The sequence below is a fragment of the Microbacterium sp. bgisy207 genome (genome assembly GCF_057706855.1).
This window is the reverse complement of record NZ_JBYIPB010000001.1, coordinates 284064-302128: the sequence shown is the minus strand read 5'-3', so window position 1 is coordinate 302128 and position 18065 is coordinate 284064. Positions and strand designations below refer to the sequence as shown.

General features: G+C 69.6%; 19 protein-coding genes. 4 read left to right on the top strand and 15 right to left on the bottom strand.

The features are described from left to right. Window positions 1-15: 15 nt before the first annotated feature. The 7 genes from AC3ENO_RS01410 to AC3ENO_RS01380 all read right to left on the bottom strand — a co-directional run bounded on the left by AC3ENO_RS01410 (window position 16) and on the right by AC3ENO_RS01380 (window position 6314). Window positions 16-498 (bottom strand): hypothetical protein, encoded by a 483-nt coding sequence (locus AC3ENO_RS01410; protein ID WP_434968841.1) that lies wholly within the window; start codon window positions 496-498, stop codon window positions 16-18. A gap of 63 nt (window positions 499-561) precedes the next feature. Continuing rightward, window positions 562-1143, bottom strand: coding sequence for a DUF3558 domain-containing protein (locus AC3ENO_RS01405; RefSeq protein ID WP_434968840.1), 582 nt, complete (start codon window positions 1141-1143; stop codon window positions 562-564). Window positions 1144-1239: 96 nt separating this feature from the next. Then, entirely contained in the window at window positions 1240-2442 is a 1203-nt protein-coding gene (locus AC3ENO_RS01400; protein WP_434968839.1) for a multidrug effflux MFS transporter, read from the bottom strand. Next, the gene (locus tag AC3ENO_RS01395; protein WP_434968838.1) at window positions 2439-3812 is read right to left on the bottom strand and encodes an FAD-dependent oxidoreductase; all 1374 of its coding nucleotides are present in this window, start codon (window positions 3810-3812) and stop codon (window positions 2439-2441) included. The genes AC3ENO_RS01400 and AC3ENO_RS01395 overlap by 4 nt, the downstream gene beginning before the upstream one ends. 55 nt (window positions 3813-3867) lie before the next feature. Beyond that, window positions 3868-4923, bottom strand: a complete 1056-nt coding sequence (locus AC3ENO_RS01390; protein ID WP_434968837.1) for a polyprenyl synthetase family protein — start codon at window positions 4921-4923, stop codon at window positions 3868-3870. 9 nt (window positions 4924-4932) lie between these two features. Continuing rightward, a complete protein-coding gene (locus AC3ENO_RS01385) occupies window positions 4933-5676 on the bottom strand; it encodes a demethylmenaquinone methyltransferase (RefSeq protein WP_434968836.1) in 744 nt (247 codons plus the stop codon). Window positions 5677-5738: 62 nt separating this feature from the next. Then, entirely contained in the window at window positions 5739-6314 is a 576-nt protein-coding gene (locus AC3ENO_RS01380) for a DUF402 domain-containing protein (protein ID WP_434968835.1), read from the bottom strand. A gap of 22 nt (window positions 6315-6336) precedes the next feature. On the opposite strand from AC3ENO_RS01380, the gene AC3ENO_RS01375 reads away from it, so the two are divergent. Beyond that, window positions 6337-7623: an isochorismate synthase gene (locus tag AC3ENO_RS01375; protein ID WP_434968834.1), complete on the top strand. Its 1287-nt coding sequence runs from the start codon at window positions 6337-6339 to the stop codon at window positions 7621-7623. Window positions 7624-7636: 13 nt separating this feature from the next. On the opposite strand, the gene mgtE is transcribed toward AC3ENO_RS01375, so the two are convergent. Genes mgtE through AC3ENO_RS01355 form a run of 4 tightly spaced genes read right to left on the bottom strand, consistent with a single transcriptional unit; the run spans window position 7637 to window position 12200 of the window. Continuing rightward, entirely contained in the window at window positions 7637-8986 is a 1350-nt protein-coding gene (gene mgtE / locus AC3ENO_RS01370) for a magnesium transporter (RefSeq protein WP_434968833.1), read from the bottom strand. 42 nt (window positions 8987-9028) lie between these two features. Further along, window positions 9029-9892 (bottom strand): polyphosphate kinase 2 family protein, encoded by an 864-nt coding sequence (locus tag AC3ENO_RS01365; RefSeq protein ID WP_434968832.1) that lies wholly within the window; start codon window positions 9890-9892, stop codon window positions 9029-9031. Window positions 9893-9919: 27 nt separating this feature from the next. After that, window positions 9920-11812, bottom strand: coding sequence for a 2-succinyl-5-enolpyruvyl-6-hydroxy-3-cyclohexene-1-carboxylic-acid synthase (gene menD / locus AC3ENO_RS01360; protein WP_434968831.1), 1893 nt, complete (start codon window positions 11810-11812; stop codon window positions 9920-9922). Continuing rightward, window positions 11781-12200, bottom strand: coding sequence for a PLDc N-terminal domain-containing protein (locus AC3ENO_RS01355; RefSeq protein WP_434968830.1), 420 nt, complete (start codon window positions 12198-12200; stop codon window positions 11781-11783). Before AC3ENO_RS01355 ends, menD begins: the two co-directional genes overlap by 32 nt. Before the next feature lie 94 nt (window positions 12201-12294). On the opposite strand from AC3ENO_RS01355, the gene AC3ENO_RS01350 reads away from it, so the two are divergent. Further along, window positions 12295-12672 carry a DUF4229 domain-containing protein gene (locus tag AC3ENO_RS01350; RefSeq protein WP_434968829.1) on the top strand — a complete coding sequence of 126 codons (378 nt, stop codon included), beginning with the start codon at window positions 12295-12297 and terminating at the stop codon, window positions 12670-12672. Here AC3ENO_RS01350 and AC3ENO_RS01345 read toward each other — a convergent pair. Genes AC3ENO_RS01345 through AC3ENO_RS01335 form a run of 3 tightly spaced genes read right to left on the bottom strand, consistent with a single transcriptional unit; the run spans window position 12619 to window position 15559 of the window. Then, a complete protein-coding gene (locus AC3ENO_RS01345) occupies window positions 12619-13602 on the bottom strand; it encodes a 1,4-dihydroxy-2-naphthoate polyprenyltransferase (protein WP_434968828.1) in 984 nt (327 codons plus the stop codon). The two genes, AC3ENO_RS01350 and AC3ENO_RS01345, sit on opposite strands and share 54 nt — an antisense overlap. A gap of 11 nt (window positions 13603-13613) precedes the next feature. After that, the gene (locus AC3ENO_RS01340; RefSeq protein ID WP_434968827.1) at window positions 13614-14669 is read right to left on the bottom strand and encodes an AMP-binding protein; all 1056 of its coding nucleotides are present in this window, start codon (window positions 14667-14669) and stop codon (window positions 13614-13616) included. Then, on the bottom strand, window positions 14657-15559 hold the full coding sequence (locus AC3ENO_RS01335; protein WP_434968826.1) for a 1,4-dihydroxy-2-naphthoyl-CoA synthase: 903 nt from the start codon (window positions 15557-15559) through the stop codon (window positions 14657-14659). The genes AC3ENO_RS01340 and AC3ENO_RS01335 overlap by 13 nt, the downstream gene beginning before the upstream one ends. A 117-nt stretch (window positions 15560-15676) precedes the next feature. On the opposite strand from AC3ENO_RS01335, the gene AC3ENO_RS01330 reads away from it, so the two are divergent. Next, window positions 15677-16072 carry a glucose-6-phosphate dehydrogenase gene (locus AC3ENO_RS01330; protein WP_434968825.1) on the top strand — a complete coding sequence of 132 codons (396 nt, stop codon included), beginning with the start codon at window positions 15677-15679 and terminating at the stop codon, window positions 16070-16072. 30 nt (window positions 16073-16102) lie between these two features. On the opposite strand, the gene AC3ENO_RS01325 is transcribed toward AC3ENO_RS01330, so the two are convergent. Then, a complete protein-coding gene (locus AC3ENO_RS01325; RefSeq protein ID WP_434968824.1) occupies window positions 16103-16906 on the bottom strand; it encodes an LLM class F420-dependent oxidoreductase in 804 nt (267 codons plus the stop codon). A gap of 141 nt (window positions 16907-17047) precedes the next feature. On the opposite strand from AC3ENO_RS01325, the gene AC3ENO_RS01320 reads away from it, so the two are divergent. Next, a complete protein-coding gene (locus AC3ENO_RS01320) occupies window positions 17048-18061 on the top strand; it encodes an o-succinylbenzoate synthase (protein WP_434968823.1) in 1014 nt (337 codons plus the stop codon). The last annotated feature ends 4 nt before the right edge of the window (window positions 18062-18065 follow it).

Here is an 18065-nt window from a genome sequence, read left to right as displayed (position 1 = left end):
TATCGCCGCACCGGCTCACGCGATCGCAGGCGCGTTTCCCAGTCCCGCGGCGAGGAAGTCGTTCAGCGAGAGGTAGACCACGACGTGCGACGCCGCTGGATGGCTGGTCGACTCCCACCGCCAGCCACGCTCAGCGAACGCCATCCTCAGCTGGGAGAAGAAGGCCGTCTCGGGGAAGGAGCGCTGACTGCCATCCGGAAGGACCACAGCCCACTGGCGTCGTCCCGGTACGGACAGGTCGCCCTCGATGATCGTGTAGTAGATCATCCGGCCGGGGCGCCAGGGGTAGTCCGCCGGCAACGGCACCCACTCGTCAGCAAGCTTCAAACCCGAGCCCTTGACCCACGGCGAATCGGGTTCCTGGGGCGGGAGTTCGGCGGCTGCCGCGGGCGCCGCCGCACCGGCCAGTGCACCGACGGTGCCCGCCGCGAGGGCTGAGGCGAGAAGACCACGACGACTCATGGGCTGGGGACCATCGCTGCGGCTGTTCGTGCTCATCTTGTCGATCCTGCCACGCCCGCTCCCGCCCCGGGCGCGCGGGAGCGGCAATACGAAGGTGTCTCAGTTCGCCCAGATCTGCTGGTTCAGGTCGCTCAGCAGCATGTCGGCATCGAGGTTGGTCGAGGAGGAGTAGATCCAGATGTCCTCACGGCTGGTGATCGTCTCGACCGTGTCCACGGGGTACTCCGAGCTGGGCGTCACCATCTGGCAGACGGGGTTGCCGGCATCCCCGGTGACGCAGGTGTAGCCCTGGTCTGGGAGAGTGGCGACGTACGCCTCGGCGGCTGCAGGATCCACCTCGCTGATCAGCAACAGCAGCCCTGTGGTGTCGCCGGCGATCCAATCGCACCCGAGCAGGAGTGTGGCACCCTCGGGAACGGGGCGTTCGAAACCGACCCCGTCGCCCTGGAGCGTGAGCTGGTCGACGGTGTCTGCGCGGCTCTCGGCAGTGCCGACGGCGGCGCAGTCGGTCGGAACGTTCGCGATGGCCGATTCGGTCGAAACGGTGGGTTCCGCCGAGGCACCGTCGTTCTCGCTCGCTGCGGCGCTGGGGGTGGATGACGGCTCGGGTGTCGGCGCGCATCCGGCAAGCAGCAGGATGCCGATGACAGCGGCGGCAGGCGCAAGGCGGGATCGGAACACGGCGACTCCTTCACTCGGTGCACGTCGGTCACTCACCGGTGCAGATCAACACCCTCAATCTACGACAGCGCCGTGGTCACCCCGCACGCGCAGGCCTCACCGGCGGCCGCGCCGGGTCATTCGCAGGGCCAGGAGGCCGAGCAGCAGAGAGAGCGCCATCATCACGGCGATCACGACGGCCATGGGCACCGCGGTGTCCTCTCCCGCGAGCCCCACGAGCGGGGAGGCTATCGCACCGACGACGAACTGCGATGTGCCCATGATCGCGGATCCGGCGCCGCGGGCCCGGTCGGCGCGAGCCAGTCCGAGCGCGCTCGAGTTGGACATCGTGAATCCGAGGCCGAGGGTCAGGAAGAACGCGCAGGTCACGAATCCGACGACCGTGAGCGCGCCGGCAAGAGTCAGACCCAGCAGCAACGCCGCGGCGCCGGTGGTGAACCCAAGGCCGACGACCAGCATCCGTCTCGGCCCGAACCGTACCGCGATCCGCGCGTTCACGAGGTTCGAGAGGATGACGCCGCTCGCTGCCACCGCGAAGGAGATCGAGTACATCGCCGGCGACATGCCGAGCACGACCTGACCGACGAACGGCGAGGCTGACACGTACGCCATGATCGCGCCGAAGGTCAACGCGAAGGCACCCGTGTACAGCGGGAAGCCGCGATCGGCAAGCAGGCTCCGGAAGGAGCGGAACGTTGCCCCCATCCCGCCCGAATGGCGATGCTCGGGCGCGAGGGATTCGGGAACGACCCAGAGCGAGACGGCCAGCATCGCCACCGCGACGACAGCGAGTGAGGCCATCACCCCGCGCCACCCCACCGCCTCGCTGAGCAGACCACCGATCGGCGGCGCGATCAGCGGCGCCACGCCCACGACCACCACGATCAGGCTGAGCGCGCGAACCGCCGTCTCTTTCGGACTGAGATCGACGGCGACGGTGCGAGCGAGCACCATTCCCGCGGACCCGGAGAAGCCCTGCACGAACCGAAGGATGACGAAGACAGCGATCGTCGGCGCGAACACGATGGCGATGCTCGAGACCGCGAAGACCACTCCGCCCGCAATCAGGACCGGTCGCCGACCGACTCGGTCGGACCAGGGGCCGAGCACGAGCTGACCGGATGCCACACCAACGAGGAACGACGTGAGTGTCAGTTGCACGGCGGCAGCGTCGACACCGAGATCGCTGGCGATGTCGGTGAAGGAGGCGAGGTACATGTCGGTCGCGAACGGACCGACCGCGGCGACGAAGCCGAGCGCTGCGATGAGCCCCGGCGACAGTCCCCGCGCGGAGGTCATTCGCCCCGGGAGATGGTGACCATCTCGTCGCGCGGCACGACCTTGATGCGCGCACGCCCCTCCGGCTCGCCGAGCGCGATCTCATGCTCGTCCAGACGGTGCCACCCCTGCAGATCGGTCCACTGGACCCCGCGCTGCGCAAGAAGCGCGGGGATCGCGGCCTCGGACGGGTCCTCGGGCTGCCACCACGACCCCTGGTCGTTGATGAGGTGACGCACGGTCTCCATCGCGTCGGACTTGGTGTGACCGATCAGTCCGACCGGTCCGCGCTTGATCCACCCGGTCGCGTACATGCCGGGCACACGCTCGTTCGAGTCGGCGTGAAGCACCTGACCCTCGTGATTCGGGATGACGCCGTGGCGCTCATCGAACGGCACCTCGGGGAGCGGGGAGCCGAAGTACCCGACAGCGCGGTACACGGCCTGAACGGGCACCTCTCGGATCTCACCGGTGCCGACGACGCCGCCCTGCCCGTCCGGCCGGGTGCGCTCGTACACGAAGCCCGACACGTGGCCTTCGTCGTCGACCTTCACCTCGAGCGGCTTGGCCCAGAAGTGCAGGTGCAGGCGCCGGGATGCCGTCCCTCCGGCGTTGTTCGCGCCCGGACGCGTCCGCCACTCCTGCAGCACGCGGTCGATGACCTTGACCTGCTTGTTGCTCTCGATCGCGGTGCGGGACGCCTCGTCGTAGTCGAAGTCCTCGTCGTAGACCACCATGTCGACGTCGCGCAGCTCGCCCAGCTCGCGAAGCTCCAGAGGGGTGAACTTGACCTGCGCGGGTCCGCGGCGGCCGAAGACGTGCACATCGGTCACGGGGGAGGCCTTGAGTCCGTCGTACACGTTCGCGGGGATCTCGGTCGACAGCAGATCGTCGGCGTGCTTGGCGAGGATCCGCGTGATATCGAGAGCGACATTGCCGTTGCCGACGACCGCGACGGACTGGGCCGTCAGCGGCCACGTACGGGGCACATCCGGATGCCCGTCGAACCAGCTGACGAAGTCGGCCGCGCCGTACGAGCCGTCCGCGTCGATACCCGGGATGTCGAGGGTCGCGTCTCGCACAGCGCCGGTTGCGAAGATGACGGCGTTGTAGTGGCGCTTGAGGTCGTCCAGCGTGATGTCGCGACCGAACTCGACGTTCCCGAAGATCCTGATGTCGCCGCGGTCGAGCACCTCGCGCAGCGCTGAGATCACACCCTTGATGCGTGGATGGTCGGGGGCGACACCGTAGCGCACGAGGCCGTAGGGGGCCGGCAGCTGCTCGAACAGGTCGATCGACACGTCGAACGACCGCTCCGCCTTCAGCAGGATGTCGGCGGCGTAGATGCCTGCCGGGCCTGCACCGACGATGGCCAACCTCAGAGTGGTCATGGGTTCCTTTCGGGACGCGAGAGCACGGTGATTCGACGCGAGGCGCCGGGATCGTTCAGCTCGAGCGGTCGGCGACCGCTTGCGCGAACCGCGTGAGGGCTTCGCGCACCGGGCCGTCGGGGATGGGATCGAGGGCGGCGATCGCGTCGCGCGACCAGGCGGTGGCCAGCTCGACGGTCTCGCGTGTGGAACGGTCCGCGCGCAGCATCGCCAGCGGCTCATCCAGCAGTGCGGGGTCGGCTCCGTCAGCGATCTGGGCCACACCGTCGTCGATGCGCTCCCGCAGGACGCGCGCCTCCGCGTCGTCACGACGCGCCAGGAGCAGATACGGCATCGTGGGCACGCCCGCCCGCAGATCTGTTCCGGGCACCTTCCCCGTCTCATCGGGGTCGGCCGAGAGGTCGATGACGTCATCGAGCAGCTGGAACGCGACGCCTGCCGCCTCGCCGAAGGCCCGGACCGGCTCTTCGTACTCGTCCGGGGCATTGCTGAAGACGACGCCGGACTGCGCTGCCGCCGCAATGAGCGAACCGGTCTTGTCAGCGAGCACCTGGAGGTAGAACGAGACGCGGTCGTCGGCATCCGCCGGGCCGACCGTCTCGTGCATCTGTCCGAGCACGAGACGCTCGAACGTGTTCGCCTGCAGACGGATGGCGCCCTCACCGAGCCGCGCCATGATCTGGCTCGCCCGCGCGAAGAGCAGGTCGCCCGTGAGAATCGCGATGTTGTTGCCCCAGACCGAGTGGGCACTGGGGACGCCCCGGCGCTTGTCGGCGTCGTCCATGACGTCGTCGTGATACAGCGAGCCGAGGTGTGTCATCTCGAGAGCCGTTGCGGCTTCGACGACCTCGTCGGTCACACCGTCACCGAGGTGGGCGGTCAGGAGCGCGAGCATCGGGCGCACCCGCTTACCGCCGGCCTCGAACAAATAGCGGCTGGTCGCGTCTGCGAGCGCGTCGGAGACGTGCAGTTCGCGTTCCAGGCTGGTGTCGACCCGATCAAGACCGGCCTCGACGCCGTCGATGAGTCGCCGCGCTCGGGGCCCCGCGAAGATCCGTTCCGCGAGACCCAGCTGGCTCGCGATTCGGGAGCTTGACGCGGAAGGGGTCACGCAAACAGCCTACCGGGGCTGTGACCCACCGTCCTCGACGGGTCTGCGGGCCCGGTGCAGGGCGACGACACCGAACGTGAGGTTGCGCCATGCGACGTCGACCCAACCGGCGGCCCGGATGCGCCCCGCCAGTGTCGGCTGGTCGGGCCACGCCCGGATCGACTCGTTGAGGTAGTCGTAGGCGTCGGCATTCGAACTCACGAGGCGCGCGACAGGGGGAAGGACACGATCGTTGTAGAGCCGGTACAGCGATGCCACCGCCGGTGAGGTCGGGTGCGAAAACTCACACACCACGAGGCGTCCACCGGGCTTGGTGACGCGGAGCATCTCGCGAAGGCCGGCATCCGGGTCCTGCACGTTCCTGAGGCCGAACGAGATCGTCACGGCGTCGAACTCCGCGTCGCCGAACGGCAGAGCTGTCGCGTCGGCTTCGACGAAGGTCACACCGGGTACGTTCGCGTGGCGCCGCCGGCCCTCAGCGATCATTCCCGGAGAGAAGTCCGCGGCGACGACCTCAGCACCCGTGCGGGCGATCGCGACGCTCGAGGTGCCCGTTCCCGCCGCCAGATCCAGGATGCGCTGACCCGGGCGAGGGCACAGAGCACGCGTGGTCGCCTTCCGCCACAAGCGGTCGTTGCCGACGCTCAAGACTGTGTTGGTCCGGTCGTAACCCGCGGCAACCTCGTCGAACATCCCGCTGACGCGGGCCGGGTCCTTCTGAAGGTCTGCGCGATGCGCCTGGTCGGAACTCACCTGTCGAGTCTAGAGCGCAGCCTGAGGGGCCAGTCCGAGGCGTTTCGTCTCGCTGCGCTCGCTCAACGACCGAACTCCTGAGGCGGAAGTCCGAGTCCGGCGAGCCGCTCGAGCCAGGCATCCGCGGTCGCGTCATCGAACGGCGCCTCGTTCGCCCGCACTCGCCGCTCAAGATCGACGGCGAGCGCCTCGAGGCGTACGACCACCTCGCGCGGGTAGCCGTAGCGCACGCGGTGCTGGTCCCACTCGTCGCGGTCATCGATCCAGATTCCGCGCCCGTCGAGCGTCTTGACGACATCCAGGTCCATGTCGATGCCCTCGGCGACGCCGGGAGCGGACGGCGACCAGCCGATGTCCCAGCCGAGATCGATGTACACGCGAGTCCGGGAGGGCGCGGCGTTCACCGTCAGCGCGTACTGACCGCTCGGGGGCATGAGCGACACGTTGGGCGCCGAGGTCACGACGTCCCGGCCGGGACGGATGCTGCGCCATCCGACGGGCTGTCCGAACCACTCGCCCCACTCGTCGTGACCGAGATAGACGCAGTCGTGCACCCAGTGCACGCCGCCATCCCACTTGCGCCACCGGAACTGCGTCACCGTGCCCGGCGCGGGCCTGCCCGTTCGATCCGCATCCACGTCGGAAGTCTAGGCTGGTGAGGTGACCCGCTCGCTTCGTCTGCCACCCCTGGTGGTCGAGACCAGGGAGATCGAACCGGTCGACGATCTGCTCGTCCTGACCGACCCGCGCAACCCGCTCGCGTGGTTGCGTCGCGGCGAAGGCATCGTCGGCTCGGGCCGCCCGGTCATGCAGATGGGCGGCCGGGGTGCGCCCCCGATGTCGATCCCGCTCGCCGAGATCTGGCGAGAGATCACGGCAGATGCCCGGGTGTCCGATCCCCTGGAGCTGCCCGGTACCGGTCTGGTCGGATTCGGAGCGCTCGGGTTCGACCCGACCTCCACCACACGCCCGTACCTCGTCGTGCCGAGCACGATCACCGGGGTACACGCGGGTCGCGCGTGGACCACCACGATCCGCCGCGAGGGCCAGACCGATGACGAGAGCGCGGCCCCGTCACCGGAACCGTACGGCCCTCACTGGTCGGCGACCCTCGGACCGGGTCTGCTGCTGCCGGACGCCTACCAGCAGGCCGTGCGTGCCGGCATCGAGGCGATCGTGGCGGGCGAGGTCGAGAAGGTGGTCCTTGCGCGGGATCTCATCGGCACGATTCCGGCAGGCGCGGACCTGCGGCGCCTCGTTCGCGCACTCGCCACGAACTACCCCGACACGTGGACGTTCGCCGTCGACGGCCTGATCGGCGCGAGCCCTGAGACCCTCATCACCGTCGACCACGGCACCGTGACAGCGCGTGTGCTCGCCGGCACCACCCCGCGCGGCGCGGATGCCGACGAGGACGCCGCGGCCGCGCACGCGCTCGAGGCGAGCCGCAAGGACCTCGATGAGCACCGATTCGCCGTCACGAGCGTCGTGGAGGCGCTAGCCCCCCTGACCCGCGATCTGGTCGCTCCCGACGAGCCGCACCTGCTTGAGCTCCCGAATCTGTGGCACCTGGCCACCGACGTCTCGGGCCGACTGTCGAACGGCGCGTCTGCCCTCGACCTCGTCCGCGTGCTGCACCCGACCGCGGCTGTCGCAGGCACGCCGACGGATGCCGCCCTCGAGGTGATCCGCCGCCTCGAACCGTTCGACCGCGGTCGCTACGCCGGACCGGTCGGGTGGATCGATGCCCGCGGCGACGGCGAGTGGGCGATCGCCCTGCGCTGCGCGCAGATCGGCGCTGAGCAGCAACGGCAGTTCGCGATGTACTCCGACACGATCCCCGTAGTCGCCCACGCGGGAGCAGGCATCGTCGCAGCCAGCGACCCCGAGACCGAGCTTCTCGAGACCCGGGTGAAGTTCCGGCCCATCGTCGACGCCCTCGCCTGATCCCGCCGGGCGGTCAGCCCAGCTGCAGGATCCAGGTCGCGACGGCGAAGTAGATGATGAGGCTCGTCGCGTCGCAGAACGTCGAGATGAAGGGCGTGCTGAACACGGCAGGGTCGGCGCGCACGGCCATCGCGAGGATCGGCATCAGCCCACCCACCGTCGCTGCCAGCGTGCAGATGAACAGCAGCGTGAGCCCGATGACGGCGCCCAGAGCGGGATCGAACACCAGGCTTGCCAGCGTGAAACCGAGGATGCCCAAGAGTCCACCGAGGAACGCCCCGACGCGCATCTCCCGCCACATCACCGTGAGCGCATCGCGTTTTCGCACCTCACCCATCGCGAGGGCACGGGTGACGGTCGTTGCCGCCTGCGACCCGGTGTTTCCGGCGGTGCCGGTCAGCAACGGGATGAACAGGGCGAGGGTGACCACCTGCTCGAGCGTCGCCTCGAAGATCCCGAGCACCTGCACCGTCAGCAGCGCCGAGACGGCGAGCACCAACAGCCATACCACGCGCGCGCGGACGATCCTCAGCACGGGAGTCGTGAGGTAGGGGCGCCCGAGCGGCTCGGATGCGCCCTGGCGCGCGGCATCCGTGTCTTCGGCTTCCTCGAGAATGCGGGCCGCGTCATCGACCGTCAGGATGCCGAGGAGCCGGTCCTCGCTGTCGACGATCGGCATGGCAAGAAGGCCGGAGTCAACGAGCGACCGCGCTGCGGCTTCTGCGGCATCCGTTGCCCGCGCGGTGCGCGCCTCGGTCATGAGCTCGTCGACACTCGAGTCCGACCGCCCCATCACGAGTTCGCGAAGACCCACGACACCGAGAACCCGGCGGTGGGGCGAGGTGACCGGGAGCATGTAGACGGTCTCGGCATCCATGCCGCGGTGACGCACGTGAGTCAGCGCGTCCCCGACGGTCAGCTGCGGCGAGAGGCGCACGTACTCGGTGCTCATGAACCGTCCGACGCTGTTCTTCGGGTAGCCGAGCATCGGCGCGGTCAGCTCGCGCTCGGCGGGCGAGAGGCCGCGCATGAGTTCCCTCGCGACACCGGCCGGCAGTTCATCGATCAACTGGGCACGATCGTCGGGGTCGAGCTCCTCGAACACCTTCGCGACATCCTCTTCGCGAAGGCCACCGATGAGCTCGGCGCGCATCCCCGGATCGAGCAGTTCGAACGCCTCCAGCGCCTGGTCGCGCCGGAGCAGCCGGTAGAGCACCGCCCGGTCGCGCGCGTCTTCGCGCTCGAGCAGCTGGGCGATCTCGGCGGGATCCTCGTCGGCCAGAAGAGCGCGCAACTCGTCGAGTCGGCGTTCTCTCAGCAGCGGCGTCACCTGCTGCAGGAATCCCTCGAACTCGTCATCCATGGGCCGCATCCTTGCAGACACCGGGTACGGGTCGGTGAACTCTCACGTCGCAGCGAGACGCTCCCGTTGGAGCGCGACGTCGTAGTCCGCGCTCGGCCACTGCGGATCGATGGATTCGAGCGCCTCGAGCAGGAGATGCTGAACGGCCAGCCGGGCGTACCACTTGCGGTCGGCAGGGACGACATACCAGGGCGCATGCTCGGTCGAGGTGCGCTCGAAGACGGTCTGGTACGCCGCCATGTAGTACGGCCAGCGGGTGCGTTCGTCGACGTCGCTGGGCGTGAACTTCCAGTGCTTCTCGGGACGATCCAGACGCTCCATGAGTCGAGCCTTCTGCTCCGCATACGAGATGTGCAGCATCACCTTGACGATGCGGGTTCCGGAGGCCGCGATCTGCCGCTCGAACTCGTTGATCGCGCTGTAGCGACGCTCGATCTCCTCGGCATCCGCGAGAGCACGCACCCGCCCGATGAGCACGTCCTCGTAATGGGATCGGTCGAAGACGCCGATCCGACCCGCGGGGGGCAGCTTCTGCTCGATCCGCCACAGGAAGTCGTGGGCGCGCTCCTGCTCGGTCGGCGCGCCGAAGGACGCGAGCGAGACCCCCTGCGGATCGACCGATCCGACGACGTGACGCACGATACCGCCCTTGCCTGACGAGTCCATGCCCTGCAGCACGAGCAGAACCGCCGCATCCGTCGCGCCGACCCTGCTCTGGGCGAACAGCTTCTCTTGCAACAGGCCGAGTTCGGCGACCCCTGCGGCGAGGTCCTGCGCCGCCTGCTTCTTGTCGCTTCCGTAGCCGGGAGTCGAGCCCGGCTCCACGCTCGAGAGCACGAAGCCCTCCCCGACCCGGAGGAGCTCGGCGACGTCGCCGGTCCAGTACGTCTGACTTCTCGCGATCACCCGTCCATCATGGACCCGGCACAGCGCTCAGCGCGGGAGCGGCACTTCGACCAGCTGGGGCCCGTGGACCGGCGACGTCAACACCTGATCGAGGTGCGCGCGCGTGTCGACGCGGACGTAGCTCCATGCATATGCCGCCGCCAACGCGCCGAGGTCGGCCTCGTGAGGGGTGTAGAACACTCGGTCGCGGAGGGCCTGCGATCCGAGCGCGGCCACCTCGAGACCGTCGAAGATCGTGCCGCCGGAGTCGTTGCCGACGATCAGCTGGATGCGCGGTGCGGGCTCGGTGGGGCTGAGCAGCATCGCTCCGACGTCGTGAAGCAGGGCGAGATCCCCCACCAGCACTCGGGTGACACCGACAGCTCCCTCCGACTGGCTGGCGATCGCCACGCCGATCGCGGTCGCCACGGTGCCGTCGATCCCGGCAAGCCCGCGGTTGGCGTGCACGACCACCTTCTTGCCCGGCAGGACGTCATCGGCCACACGCACCAGACGAGAGGAACCGAACACGAGTCGGTCGTGTGGCCAGCTCGCCCGCCAGATCGCATCCACCAGGGCAACCCGGTCGACCTTCTCGCGCAGCACCGCAAGCTCGGCAGAGATCGCCCCCAGTCGCGTCTGCGGGTCGGTGGACGCAAGCGCCGCACCGTCCGGCGCCGGCATCGAGAGATCGACGGATGCCGCGCGCGATGCCCGCATCCACGTACCCAGCCACGCGCGATCGGCCTCGACAGCTTCCGGCGTGGTCTCGGCCAGCGGCGCCGCGGCGAGCGCGGAGACCGCGACGGTCGCGCCGTTGAGATTCACGGTCTCACCGGGGCCGCGCAGCGCGATGATCTCGACGTCGGCGCGGGACAGGAGCGCCGTGGTCTCCCGCGCGAGCGTCGGGTGTCCGAGCACGACGACCCGCTGGATCGGGTCGCGCAGTTCAGGTCGGCGAAGCAGCTCTCGGTAGCCGTGCACGAGATGACGCCCGAAGCGCGCTCCGCTGACGATCTCGGCGATCAGGGGCCAGCCGCCGTCCCACGCGAGTGCCTCCGCTCCCGGACCCGCCCCATCACCGGCGAGCACGAGGGTGCGAACGCCGCGCGTCAGCACGTGCGGCATGCCGCCCGTGGGCACCAGGTCTTCCGCATCGCCGATACCCCCGCCGCCCTGGTACAGCGCGCCGGACTGTTCGGACCCCGGCTCGGACGCCGCGTCCGTCTCGGCGGCCGCACCGTGCTCGGGGCGGATGTCGACGGTTGCGGTGCGCGGATACGACGAGGACCACCACGGCGGCAGAGCACCGGCGAGCGGCTCACGGAAGGGCAGGTTGAGGTGGACCGGACCTCCGGGACGCAGGTCGTCGCCGAGGGCGGCGGTCATCGCCTGCGTGGCGATCTCGCGGAGGGCCGCCGACGAGTCGCCGTCACCGGTGTCGTCGATCTCGGTCGGAGTCGGCACGTCGAGATCGAAGCGGGTATTCGGGCCGAAGATCCCGGGCTGACGGGTGGTCTGGTTGGCCGCGACGCCCCGAAGCTCCGGCGGGCGATCGGCGGTCAGCAGCAGCATCGGAACGCCCGAGTGGTGAGCCTCGAGGACGGCAGGTGCGAGGTTTGCGACCGCGGTGCCGGACGTGCAAACGACAGCCGCCGGCATCCGTGACTCGCGGCCGATGCCGAGCGCGGTGAATCCCGCCACCCGCTCATCGATGCGCACGTGCAGTCGTAACCACCCCCGCTCCTCGGCGTCGGCGGCGACCAGCGCGAGGGCCTGTGACCTCGAGCCCGGGCTCAGGACGATGTCACGGATCCCGAGCTCGATCAGCTGATCGAGCAGCGCCGCCGCGGCGTCGGTCGCGGGCGAACGCGTCCCCCCGCGAGGATGGTCGCTCACCGGATGCCCGTCACGCGGCTCCGCGTGATCCGCGGGGCTCATCGTCATCATCGCGCGGTGTGGCTGCCGCCTCCGGATCGGTGGTGGGTCCTGGCTGGGTCGGAGCCTCGAACGCCTCTTCGGCATCCAGCATCGCGAGCTCCTCTTCGAGTCGGCGAATGCGCTCGTCCTGATCGGAGATGGACCCGATACGACCCAGGAACTCGGGATCGTCATCCGGAGCGCGCGACGGCTGAACCTTCGCACGCCGGGCGCGGCCCACAAGCAGCCACAGCACGCCACCGACGACGGGAAGCACCAGGACGATCACGATCCACAGCGGCTTGCTGACGCCCCGGTGTCGGGTCGGTGGCTGCACAGCGCAATCGACGATGGTGTAGACCCAGAACGCGGTCGCCACCAACGCCAGAATCAACAGCACGCGGGGCACATCTCCATCCTAGGTCGGTTCAGCCGACCGGGGCTGGGCAGGCACTGACCGCCCGCTCGAATCGAGCACCCACGCCGGCGCCTACGATGGAGGGGTGAACGCGCGCTCCTTCTGGCTGTATACGGTGCTGCGCATCCTGTTCTTCCTCGTTCCGTTCGGCATCCTGATGCTGCTGCCCATCGGCCGCGAGTTCTACTGGCTGTCGGCGATCTTCGCGGCGCTCATCGGCCTGAGCCTGTCGGTCCTGTTCCTGCGCCGACCGCTCGACGAGGTGTCCGCGTCGCTGGCCGCTCGGCGGACGCGGCGCGCGGCCCCGACCGATGAGCAGGTCGAGGATGCTGCCGTCGGCGAGGCGGCGCCGACGGGCGCGGCCGACCCTCGTGATCGGGCGGAAGCGGCAGATGCCGACGCCACACGCTCAGCCGGCGAACGCCCAGAACAGGAAGGCCCCGTAGGCGAGGGACGTCCCTGAGGTCAGCGCGAGCGCGATGACCAGCTCCCGCGGTTGACGGTAGGTCCACACGATGAGGATGGCCGGAAGCGCCAGCAGCAGCGCCATCGCCGTCAGCCAGGCCACCGGGTAGAAGAGCGCGAGGTAGGCGGCGATCCCGAAGGGGATGAGCACGAAGACCGTGAACACGACCTGCGTCGCGCGGCGGCCGATCAGCACCGTGAGCGTGCGCTTGCCGGCGACACGGTCCTGGTCGATGTCGCGCAGGTTGTTGGCCAGGAGCACGGCGCACGCGAGCAGACCCGTCCCGACGGCACCGAACCATGCCTCCTGGGGCAGCGCGAACGCCTGAACCCAGGTGGTACCCAGCGTGGCGACGAGCCCGAAGAAGACGAACACGAACAGCTCGCCCAGTCCGGCGTATCCGTAGGGTCGCTTTCCGCCCGTGTAGAACCACGCGGCCACGATGCATGCTGCGCCGACGGCGATCAGCCACCACTGCTCGGTGCGGATCGTGATCGCGAGCCCCGAGGCCCCCGCGATCCCGAAGAAGACGAGCGCGACCACGAGCACGGTACGCGGCTTGGCCTTGCCTGCGCCGGTGAGGCGGGCGGGGCCGACCCGGTACGCGTCGGTGCCACGGATGCCGTCGCTGTAGTCGTTCGCGTAGTTGACCCCGATCTGCAGGCTCACCGAGACCACGAGGCACGCGAGCGCGATGACCCAGTGAAGCGGCCGCTCGACCAGGAGCGCCGCACCGGTCCCCACGAGAATCGGGGTGACAGCCAGCGGCAGGGTCCGCAGGCGCGCTGCCCCGATCCAGTCGCGCGCGGTCGCCGGTGTCGGCGCCGCCACCGGGGAACGGTGATCGCGGCGCGCGGCGTTGGTCGAACCCGGATGCGGCGTGCTCCGAGGCCGAGAACGCTTCTTCTTCTTCGAGGGTGCTGCCACGGGGAGCAATCCTAGAGCGTTGCGATCTGCTCGCGGAGCGCCCTGACGTCCGTCTTGCCGGAGGGCAGGAGCGGAAACTGCGCGACCGCGACCACCTGGCGGGGCCGCGCGGCCGCGCCGATCTCCCGCTCGACACGCCGCCGCGCCTCGTCGAGCGCGCCCTCATCTCCCGCGCACTGTCGCTCGATCACGATGACGGATGCCTGCCCCCAGCGAGGGTCGTCGACCCCGAGCAGCACCGCCCGTTCGAGTCCGGGCACGGTGCGCACGACGCGCTCCACGCGATCGAGGGACACGTTGATGCCGCCGCTGACGATGACGTTGTCGCGGCGGCCGGTCACCCGCAGGACGCCATCGAACTCGCCGAGGTCGCCGGTCCGGTACCACCGCGTTCCGGCCGCATCCGTGACGAAGGCCGACGCCGTGCGCTCCGGGTCGTCGAGGTACCCGCTCGCGAGGACCGGACCCGAGATCTGCACTTCCCCGTCCACGATGCGCACGCCGACTCCCGAGAGCGGGATACCGTCGTACACGCATCCGCCGCTGGTCTCGCTCGAGCCGTACGTGCGCACCACGCGCACACCCGCGACCGACGCCCGATCCGCCAGCTCCGCGGGCAACGATTGGCCGCCGACGAGGATCGCCTCGAACCCGCGGAGGCAATCCGCAACGGCGGGCTCATCGACGGCATCCAGGAGCCGGGCCAGCTGCGCGGGAACGAGAGAGGTGTACCGCGGCGCGGCGATCGCGGCCGCAGCGCGGGCGAACTCCCTCGCCGACGCGGACGGCGGCACCACGACGGGCACGGTTCCGGCGTGGATGCTGCGCATGAGCACCTGCAGCCCCGCCACATACGTCGGCGCGAGAGCGAGCAGCCACGTTCCCTTCCCGATGCGAGCGGCAGTGGCTTCGGCGCTCGCACGCAGCGACGCGATCGGGAGGACGACCGTCTTCGGATATCCCGTCGACCCCGACGTCTCGACGAGGACGGAAGTGTCGGCCTGGGCATCCGCCAGGGCGGCGAGCAGGTCTTCCGGCTGCCGTCCCGGCAGGCTCAGTAGTGCCACGGGTACGGGGACCAATCAGGATCGCGTTTCTGCAAGAACGCATCCCGCCCCTCGACGGCTTCCTCGGTGCCGTACGCCAGCCGGGTCGCTTCGCCGGCGAAGACCTGCTGACCGACGAGTCCGTCATCAACGGCGTTGAACGCGAACTTCAGCATCCGGATCGCCGTCGGCGACTTCGTCAGGATCGTCCTGGCCATCGCGAGAGCCTCGCGCTCGAGGTCGGCGTGGCCCACGACCCGGTTGACCGCCCCCATCTCGTAGGCACGCTGCGCCGAGTACTCCTCGGCCAGGAAGAACACCTCCCGCGCGAACTTCTGACCGATCTGCCGGGCGAAATACGCCGAGCCGTACCCGGCGTCGAAGGAGCCGACGTCGGCATCCGTCTGCTTGAACCGCCCGTGCTCGCGGCTCGCGATCGACAGGTCGCAGACGACGTGCAGAGAATGCCCGCCACCGGCCGCCCAGCCGGGGATGACGGCGATGACGACCTTCGGCATGAAGCGGATGAGCCGCTGCACCTCGAGGATGTGGAGTCGGCCGGCTCGTGCCGGATCGGGCGCGGTCGCGTCGTCGGCGGCGTACGTATAGCCGTCGCGACCACGGATACGCTGATCACCCCCGGAGCAGAACGCCCAGCCGCCGTCCTTCGGGCTCGGGCCGTTCCCGGTGAGCAGGACGACGCCGATCCGCGAGTCCTGTCGGGCAAGATCGAGCGCGCGGTAGAGCTCGTCGACGGTGCGCGGGCGGAAGGCATTGCGCACCTCGGGCCGGTCGAACGCGATGCGGGCGATGCGCCCGTCGGTCGAGACGTGCGCAGTGATGTCGGTGTAGTCCTCCGCGCCGGGCGCAAGAACCCAGGCATCCGGATCGAACAGCTCGGAGACGCTCACGCGCCCAGCCTACGCGGGCAGCGAGACGGCCTGGAGTTCCTCGAGGCGTCACCGGCCGGCAAACGACCGGGGGGCGCGAGACCGGTAGCCTGGGAGGGACAGGCAGGAGACACGCGGATGCAGATCAGGACGTCGTCCGACTGGCGGGACGCGCTCCCCTTCGACACTCCGCTGCAGGCATCCGAGGTCGTGCCCGGCGAAGACAGCCGCTGCGCCCGCTGCCCCTCCGGATCCGCTCCGCTCCCACGCACCGAGCTGTGGGTGGTCAAGCACCGGCACCCCAACAACCCCGCCGGATTCGTGCGGTTCTACTGCCTCACCCACCGTCCCGCCGTCGCCGCTCCCCGGCCGGCGTCCGCGCCCGCTGCACGTGCCCGGTCGCGCCCGGCACCGAAACCGCGCACCAGCCGCGCGCCGTCAGCGCCCGAGCGCGTGGCCTCCGTCTGCACGACCTGCTTCGTGGAGGTTCCCCCCAGCGGGATCTGCGGCGTGTGCGGCGGGCCCGTCGACTGACGGCGCCGAGCCCTGCGGGCAGCGGGCCGGTCAGTCGGCGTTCTTCGCGTCCCGCCACGCGATCCAGCGCTTGACGGCGGCGAAGTCCCAATCCGGCCCGTCCAGGCCGAGAGTGAACAGGCGGACACCGCTCTCGTAGAGCCTCTCGACCTCGTCCGTCTCGCGCCTGCCGATCTCGTTCGAGACCACGAGCTGGGAGAGGTCGCGCTCTTCGCGCTGCCCCCATTCCTCGAGCACGTCGAGCTTGCGGCGGAGGTCATCGGGGCCGACGAAGCTGTGCCAGATGTCGGCATGGCGCGCCACCAGTCGGAGGGTCTTCTGCTCTCCAGCGCCGCCGATCATGACGGGGATCGCGCGGGTGGGGGCCGGATTGAGCTTTCCCCATCGCTCCTCGATCCGCTGCAGGCTCGACGCCAGATCGTCCAACCGTGATCCTGCGGTACCGAACGGGTAGCCGTACTCGTCGTAATCCTTCTCGAACCATCCGGAGCCGGTTCCGAAGATGAACCGCCCCGTGCCGCCGCCCTTGGCGCTGATGTGATCCACGGTTCGGGCCATGTCCGCCTGCAGATCGGCGTTGCGATAGCTGTTGCAGTTCACCAGCGCGCCGAACTCGATCCGTTCGGTCTGTTCGGCCCAGGCGCCGAGCATGGTCCACGATTCGAAGTGCGCACCGTCGGGGTCCCCCGACAGCGGGAAGAAGTGATCCCAGGTGAAGGCGATGTCGGCCCCGAAGTCCTCGACCCACAGCAAGGCGTCCCGGATCTGGGAGTACGCGACGTGTTGGGGGCGCAGTTGGATGCCGAGGCGGACGGGAGTCTCGAGGAGGGCCATATGGTCAGCCTACGGACCTGGACCCGGCTGCGGGCCGGGCCGAGGCCGACGGTTCGGCTGGGCCGACGGCTCGACCGGGCCGACGGCTCGACCGGGCCGACGGTTCGAGCAGACACCTCGCACGCAGGGCAGGATGAGAGCATGCCAGCCGCCCTGCACCTTCCGTCGGTTCCTCCACTCGACGAGGTGCGCGCTCACGCGTACGTCGTCTCGCTTCCCCTGGTGACCCCGTTCCGCGGCCTCGCGCACCGCGAGGCGATGCTGCTGCGAGGACCCGCGGGGTGGACCGAATTCTCTCCCTTCGCAGAGTACGAGGATGCCGAAGCGAGCGCCTGGCTCGCGGCGGCGATCGACTTCGGTTGGCAGAATGCCCCGACCGCGCATCGCACCGAGATCCGTGTGAACGCGACGGTTCCCGCCGTCTCGGCGGCTGCCGTGCCGGAGGTTCTCGCGCGATTCGACGGATGCCGCACCGCCAAGGTCAAGGTCGCCGAACGCGGCGGCACCCTGGCTGACGACATCGCCCGCGTGCGTGCGGTGCGCGAGACGATGGGCGCCCTTGGCCGCATCCGCATCGACGCGAACGGAGCCTGGAGCCTCGACGAGGCCGAGCACGCCGTCCACGCGCTCGCGGAGTTCGACCTCGAGTACGTCGAGCAGCCCTGCGCACGCCTGGACGAGCTGCGGGAGCTCCGTCGCCGAATCCGCTATATGGGAGTGCCGATCGCCGCCGACGAGAGCGTGCGGAAGGCCGACGACCCGCTCGCGGTCGCCCGCGCGGACGCCGCGGATCTGTTGGTGATCAAGGCGCAGCCGCTCGGTGGGGTGCACCGCGTCCTGCAGCTGGTGGCCGAGGCGGGTCTGCCGGTGGTCGTCTCGAGCGCCCTGGACACCTCCGTCGGACTGGCGATGGGGGCAGCCCTCGCGGGCGCGCTCCCCCGGCTGGACTACGACTGTGGTCTCGGCACCGCATCGCTGCTGGGGGCCGACGTCACCGTCGACCCGCTGCGACCCGAGCACGGAACCGTCCCGGTTCGCAGGCCCGAGGTCGATGCGTCAGCCCTGGCGGAGTACGCGGCGCCCGCCGAACGCAGCCGCTGGTGGGCAGAACGCCTCGCGCGGTGCCACGCGCTGCTTGCCGCATCCGTCGGGTGACTCC